Origin of the sequence: Streptomyces sp. NPDC058457 (assembly GCF_042720695.1) — a bacterium.
Lineage (GTDB): Bacteria > Actinomycetota > Actinomycetes > Streptomycetales > Streptomycetaceae > Streptomyces.
In genome coordinates this window covers 1-6,278 of record NZ_JBHXLU010000174.1, presented here as the reverse complement: position 1 = coordinate 6,278, position 6,278 = coordinate 1, and the positions used below count along the sequence as shown (strand labels likewise).

The following is a 6,278-nucleotide window of genomic DNA, read 5'->3' as shown; positions in this document are numbered from 1 at the left end:
GTCCCAGGACTCGCCGCCCGCTCCGCTGTGTGGCCGGGCGGGGAGCCGCCTCAGCCGGCCGGGTCCGGCTCGCGCACGGTGACCTCGGCCAGTTCGATGCCGCGGGTCTGGAGCCCCTCCTCGATGAACGCCTTGAGCGACTCGCCGTCGAGCACGCAGGTGGCGCAGGCGTCGTTGTGGCCTCGGGAGTAGTCGACCGTCAGACGGGACTGCTCGGGAGCGAACTCCGCGAGCCGGATGGAACCGCCGTCGGGGGCGACCATCGGTTCCAGCAGTTCGAGTACCTCGTTGACGACGTCCTGGGCTTGCGGCATGGCCGGTCTCCTCTGTCGTGGGATGAGTGTGCCGGGGGTCTCCGACGGGGACGCGCGATGTCTGCGGGGTGCCCCTCTCAGGGCGCTTCGGCGGTGTCGAGTGTGTCCATCAGCGCCAGACTGGAACGGGCGTAGGCCTGGCGGCGGCGCTCGCCGACCATGAACGACGGTGGCGCGAAGTAGGCGACGTCACGGGCGATCGATGCCCGGCGCCGGCAGAGGGCGGCCGCCGCGTCGGCGGTGCTTCCGCAGAGCGCGACGGCGTCGACCATGTCGTCCGTCACGGCCCGCGCCATGTCGTCGAACCGCCCGTCGGCGAACGCCTCCCTGATCTTCTCGACCTGGGAGGTCCAGCCGTGGTGTTCGGCGAACGCGTCGTAGGTGCGTACGGTCAGGTAGAAGGCGATCATCCGGCGCATGTCGGTGACGGCACGCTCGGGATCGTCGTCGTCGATCGCGGTCAGCAGCCAGCCGTGCTCCAGCGGCCGCCGGTCGTGTCCGCTCTCGCGCGCGCCGGCCTCGACGGCCGGACGGACGACGCTGTCCCACCAGTCGTCCGTGAAGAGTCCGTGGCCGATGATCCCGTCGGCCGTGCGGCCGGCGGCGGTCGCCATCCTGCGCTGGAACCCGGCCAGCAGGATGGGCACGTCGATCCGGCCCAGCACCGGGGCCTTCACCCGCGCGTCGACCCGGTAGAACTCGCCCTCGAAAGCGACGCGTTGACCGTTCTCGGCGTGCAGCCACGCTCGTACGGCCGTCACCAGCTCGGACATCCGCGCCACCGGGCGGTTCGCGGCCACACCGCACCAGTCGCGGTTGATGGCGAACGCCCCCGAACCCAGGCCCGCGAAGACGCGTCCGGGCGCCTGGTTCCACAAGTCACGGATCGCCGTGGCGTGGGCGAACGGCGTACGCGAGAACCCGTAGGCGATCGCCGGGCCGACCAGAGCCCTGCGGGTCGACGCGACCATCCCGGCGACCGTGACATAGGCGTCGTGATCCGCGAACTCGCCGGTGCAGAAGGCCGCGACGCCCGCGGCCTCGGCCTCGGGGCCGACCTCCGCACCGGGCCAGGGCATGCCGAACTCAGTCATGTGCGCCGATCCTCCCGCAAGCGTCGTGCACTGCTCGGCTGAGCATGTGAATTGTAGCATTGAGTTAGCTGATTCAAAGTGTCAGATACCTTCACATGATTTAACTGTTCTTCTAAAATCGCTCCGTTGGTCGGAGGCCCCAGGACGGAGAAACAGGGATGACGCACACCTCGGCCGCGCCCACGGATCTCGATCGGGCGCGCGCCAAGTACCGAGCCGAGCGGGACAAGCGCGTGGACCCCTCGCGCCGGGAGATCCTGGACCTCTCAGGACGCGAGAAGCTGGTGGCGGACCCCTTCACCGATGTCGTGCCGCGCGAGCCGCAGCACGACACGGTCGACGCGATGGTGGTGGGGGGAGGATTCGGCGGTCTGCTCGCCGCGGCACATCTGCGCAGGGCCGGAGTCGAACGCATCCGCATCGTCGAGAAGGGCGGAGACGTCGGGGGCGTCTGGTACTGGAACCGGTATCCGGGCGCGATGTGCGACGTCGAGTCGTACGTGTATCTGCCGATGCTGGAGGAGCTGGACTACATACCCCGGCGCCGCTACTCGTACGGCCCCGAGATCCTCGCCCACGCCCAGCGGCTGGCCAGGCACTTCGAGCTCTACGACCACGCGCTCTTCCACACCTCGGTCACGGGGCTGAACTGGCAGGAACAGAGCGCCAGATGGAGCGTGCGCACCGATCGCGGCGACGAGTTCCAGGCGCGGTACGTGGTGGTGGCCCACGGCTCGTTCACCTCGCTCAAGCTGCCGGCGATCGAAGGCATCGACGGCTTCGAGGGCGAGCTGTTCCACACCTCGCGATGGGACTACGACTACACCGGCGGCGACAGCTCCAGCCCTCTCACCGGACTCGGTGACAAGAGGGTCGGCGTCATCGGCACCGGCGCCACCGCGGTCCAGATCGTGGCCCCGCTCGCCGAATCGGCCCAGAAGCTCTACGTGTTCCAGCGCACCCCCTCCACGGTCGCCGTCCGGGACAACAGGGAGACGGACTACGCGTGGGCGCGTTCCCTGGAGCCGGGCTGGCAGAAGCGGCGGCGGGAGAACTTCACCGCGGTCACCAACGGCGAGCCGATCACCGAGGACCTGGTGGGGGACGGCTGGACCGTCTTCTACCACGCGATGCTCAGCGGCGACGAACACGGGGCCCAGGGTCCCCAGGAGGTGGCCGAACAGCGCGAGTTGACCGACCTGGAGCACATGGAGCACATCCGGGCCCGTATCGACGAGGTGGTCCGGGATCCGGCGACCGCGGAGGCGCTCAAGCCCTACTACCGGTACCAGTGCAAACGTCCCTGCTTCCACGACGAGTACCTGCCGGCCTTCAACCGGCCGAACGTCGAACTCGTCGACACCCAGGGCGAGGGCGTCCGGCGGATCACCCAGCGGGGAGTCGTGGTCGGCGAGGTCGAGTACCCGCTCGACTGCATCATCCTGGCGACCGGCTTCGACCAGGACTCCGCATACGTCGACCGGGTGGGATTCGACGTCACCGGTCGCGACGGCCTCACCCTCTCCCGGAAGTGGGAGGACGGTCCGGAGACCCTGCACGGCGTGATGTCGAGCGGCTTCCCCAACTTCTTCCTCCTGCCGCCGAACTACACGCAGGGCACCGCCGCGGTGAACTTCTGCCACACCCTGGACGAGACCGCGCAGCATGTCGCCTTCCTCGTCGCCGAGTTCGAGCGGCGGGGAGTGATCGCGGACGTCACCAGGCAGGGCGAGGAGGCGTACGTCCGGCAGGTGACGGGGGGCTCCGGCCTGGCGCTCCTCGGCGCGGGCGGCTTCCTGAAGGACTGCACGCCGGGCCGCTGGAACAACGAGGGGGATCCCGACGGCCGCCCCCCGAAGAACGTCAACTACCCGGGCACCTCCACGGCGTACTTCACCATGCTGGAGGAATGGCGGCACAGGGGTGAGTTCGACGAGCTGAGCCTCACCCCCGCGCCGAAGCCGAGCCCCGAGGCCACCGTCGCGAAGCCCGCCGAGGACGAGAGGAGTGCACGATGACCGGCACCGTTCCCGAGGCACCCGTGCCGAACGCACCGAACGCGCACCGCTTCCAGGGCAAGGCCGTCTTCATCACCGGGGCGGCCCGCGGGCAGGGACGGGCCGAGGCGGTGCGCTTCGCCGCGGAGGGCGCGGACATCATCGCGCTGGACATCTGCGAGGACCTCCCCACCACGACGTATCCGGGGGCGACTCCCGAGGACCTCGCCGAAACCGCCCGGCTCGTGGAGAAACTCGGCCGGCGCATCCTGACCCACAAGGCCGACGTACGCGACTTCCCCGCCGTACGGGCGGCCCTGGAGGAGAGCGTCCGCGAACTCGGCCGCCTGGACGTCGTGGTGGCCAACGCCGGTATGACGACCTTCGCCCGCACCTGGGAGATCGAGCTGGAGCACTGGAACGCGACGCTCGACATCAACCTCACCGGCGCCTTCCACACCGTGAAGGCCGCCGTCCCGCTGATGATCGAGCAGGGGACCGGTGGCGCGATCGTCTTCACCAGCTCGGTCGCCGGACTGCGCGGGCTGCCGCTGCTCGCCGACTACGTGGCGGCCAAGCACGGCGTCACCGGACTGGCCAAGACCCTGGCGAACGAACTGGGTGACTACCGGATCCGGGTCAACTCCGTACATCCGCACGGGGTCGACACCAAACTCGTCCCCGGGATCCGCCCGGTCCTGGAGCAGGACCCGCAACTGAGCGCCTTCTTCCAGGGCATCCTCCCCGACGGCGTCAGCCAGGCCGAGGACATCGCCGCGGCCGTGGCATGGATCGCCTCGGACGAGGCCCGTCACGTCACCGGCATACAACTGCCGGTGGACCTCGGCCGCACCAACCGCTGACTCCACCGCGTCCCGCACATACCGTTCCGGTCACCGGAATCGCGCCACCTACATGCCTGGGACCGACAACACACTGATGTTGCGGCCGCCCGGACACAAGCCCGCCGCACCGCACCCGACGACGACGACCGGCGACCGCCCGGTGGCCGAGTCCTCGGTCGGTCGCCCGGCCCGCGATGGGCCGGCTCGCCGACTCCGGCTGATCGGGAATCCACTGCGCGCGGCAGCCGAGCCGCAGAACCGCGCGCAGGGCCGGGGGGGCGTACAGGGGGCCGCCCGGCCAGGGACGGGCGCCCGAGGCTCCAGGGCGTCGTCCTCGGCTCGGTGAGCCGGGCGCGAGCGCCTGAGACGAGGAGGACAGTGATGGCCAGTGGGGACAGCTACGACGTCGTCGTCGTGGGATCGGGAGGAGGCGGTCTGGTCGGGGCGTATGTCGCGGCGTCGCGAGGCCTGCGCACGCTCGTGATCGAGAAGACGGACCGGGTCGGCGGGACGACCGCATACTCCGGTGCGGGGCTCTGGTTCCCGGGTTCGGCGCCGCTGCTGCGGGCCGGCGTCGAGGAGGGAAGCGAGGACGCCAGGACCTATCTGCGCAGTGTGGTGGCGGACGACACCAGGGAGCATCTGCAGGACGCCTATCTGGACGCCGGCCGGAAGCTGATCGACGAGCTTGAGCAGAACTCCTGGTTCCAGTCGTTCGTCTACGGACCCGTGCCCGACTACTTCGCGGGGATACCGGGCTCCGCACCCGCGGGGCGGACCATCTTCCCGCCGGACGTAGCCGCAGCCGACCTGGGCGAACGAGCAGAGCTGGTAAGGGACTCGATACCCACCGAACGCTGGGGGGCAGAGCGCCCCGCGGTGTTCACCGGCGGCCGGGCACTCATCGGCCGGGCCCTGACGGCCTTCCTGGAGACCGGCAACGGGGAGCTGCGGCTGAACACCCGGCTCGAGAGCCTGCTGCTGGAGGACGACAGGGTCGTCGGTGTCACGGCGACGAGCGGGGGTGAGCGGACCACCTTCCGCGCCGAGCGCGGAGTGCTTCTCGCCGCCGGAGGCTTCGAACACAACGGGGAACTCCGCAAGAAGTACCACGCGGTGCCGCTGGACGGCACGTGGTCGAACGGCTGCCCCGGTAATACCGGCGACGCCCTCCAGGCCGGCATCGCGGTGGGCGCTGCCACCGACCTCCTCGACGAGGCATGGTTCGTACCGGGACTCGTCCAGCCGGACGGACTACCGGTGTTCCACACGGGAACCCGCGGCGGTATCTGGGTCAACGGTGCCGGCGAGCGCTTCGTGAACGAGACCCGCCCCTACGATCAGGCCGGCCACGAACTGGTCCGCCTGCACTCGACCAGCGGTGTCTCCCACATCCCCTGCCACTGGGTGTTCGACCAGCGTCAGCTCGACCGCGACAGCATCGGCGGGGACCCCGGCCAGTCGCCGGACCCGGCGTGGCTGGAGTCGGGCGCGCTGAAGAAGGCGGACACCCTGGAGGAGCTGGCGGGCCTGATCGGGGTGCCGTACGAGGCTCTGAACAAGACCGTCGAGGAGTACAACGCCTACTCCGCCACCGGCGTGGACGAGCGGTTCCACCGCGGCGAGACGCCCTGGGACCAGATGTACCTGCACATCGTGGGCTTCCCGGCCGGGCCCGTGATGAACTATCCGGCGCCGGCGTCAGCGGATTTCGCCCATCCGCTGCTGCCGCCCCTGGACACGGCGCCGTTCTACGCCGCGACCATCGTCCTCTCCGACATCGGGACCAAGGGCGGCCTGAAGACGGACGAGAACGCGCGCGTCCTGCGCCCCGACGGCGGAGCGATCGCCGGTCTCTACGCTGCGGGGAACACCGCGGCGGCCATGTCGGGACGGGTGTACCCGGGCGCCGGGACCCCGATCGGCAGCAGCCTCGCTTTCGCCTACCGGGCTGTCCTCGATCTCGCCGGTGACAAGACGGGCTGACGCCGGCTTCGGAGCTCCGGTAGGCAGAGGCCGCGCCCCCGC

General features: G+C 70.1%; 5 protein-coding genes. 3 read left to right on the top strand and 2 right to left on the bottom strand.

Going from position 1 to position 6,278, the window contains the following annotated elements:
- Window positions 1-50: 50 nt before the first annotated feature.
- Window positions 51-314: a NifU family protein gene (locus ACFWPS_RS53640; RefSeq protein WP_089103754.1), complete on the bottom strand. Its 264-nt coding sequence runs from the start codon at window positions 312-314 to the stop codon at window positions 51-53.
- Window positions 315-391: 77 nt separating this feature from the next.
- Window positions 392-1,408 (bottom strand): LLM class flavin-dependent oxidoreductase, encoded by a 1,017-nt coding sequence (locus ACFWPS_RS53635; RefSeq protein ID WP_383721807.1) that lies wholly within the window; start codon window positions 1,406-1,408, stop codon window positions 392-394.
- A gap of 158 nt (window positions 1,409-1,566) precedes the next feature.
- Between ACFWPS_RS53635 and ACFWPS_RS53630 the strand changes: the two genes are divergently transcribed.
- From ACFWPS_RS53630 to ACFWPS_RS53620, 3 genes are all read left to right on the top strand, one after another.
- On the top strand, window positions 1,567-3,426 hold the full coding sequence (locus ACFWPS_RS53630) for a flavin-containing monooxygenase (protein ID WP_383721805.1): 1,860 nt from the start codon (window positions 1,567-1,569) through the stop codon (window positions 3,424-3,426).
- Complete coding sequence (locus ACFWPS_RS53625; RefSeq protein WP_383721803.1) at window positions 3,423-4,268, top strand: mycofactocin-coupled SDR family oxidoreductase; 846 nt, start codon at window positions 3,423-3,425, stop codon at window positions 4,266-4,268. Before ACFWPS_RS53630 ends, ACFWPS_RS53625 begins: the two co-directional genes overlap by 4 nt.
- A 363-nt stretch (window positions 4,269-4,631) precedes the next feature.
- The gene (locus tag ACFWPS_RS53620; protein WP_383721801.1) at window positions 4,632-6,236 is read left to right on the top strand and encodes an FAD-dependent oxidoreductase; all 1,605 of its coding nucleotides are present in this window, start codon (window positions 4,632-4,634) and stop codon (window positions 6,234-6,236) included.
- Window positions 6,237-6,278: the final 42 nt, after the last annotated feature.

Excerpts from the sequence above, each read along its gene's own strand:
- ACFWPS_RS53640 (WP_089103754.1), bottom strand. The coding sequence starts at position 314 with ATGCCGCAAGCCCAGGACGTCGTCAACGAGGTACTCGAACTGCTGGAA.
- ACFWPS_RS53635 (WP_383721807.1), bottom strand. The coding sequence starts at position 1,408 with ATGACTGAGTTCGGCATGCCCTGGCCCGGTGCGGAGGTCGGCCCCGAG.
- ACFWPS_RS53630 (WP_383721805.1), top strand. The coding sequence starts at position 1,567 with ATGACGCACACCTCGGCCGCGCCCACGGATCTCGATCGGGCGCGCGCC.
- ACFWPS_RS53625 (WP_383721803.1), top strand. The coding sequence starts at position 3,423 with ATGACCGGCACCGTTCCCGAGGCACCCGTGCCGAACGCACCGAACGCG.
- ACFWPS_RS53620 (WP_383721801.1), top strand. The coding sequence starts at position 4,632 with ATGGCCAGTGGGGACAGCTACGACGTCGTCGTCGTGGGATCGGGAGGA.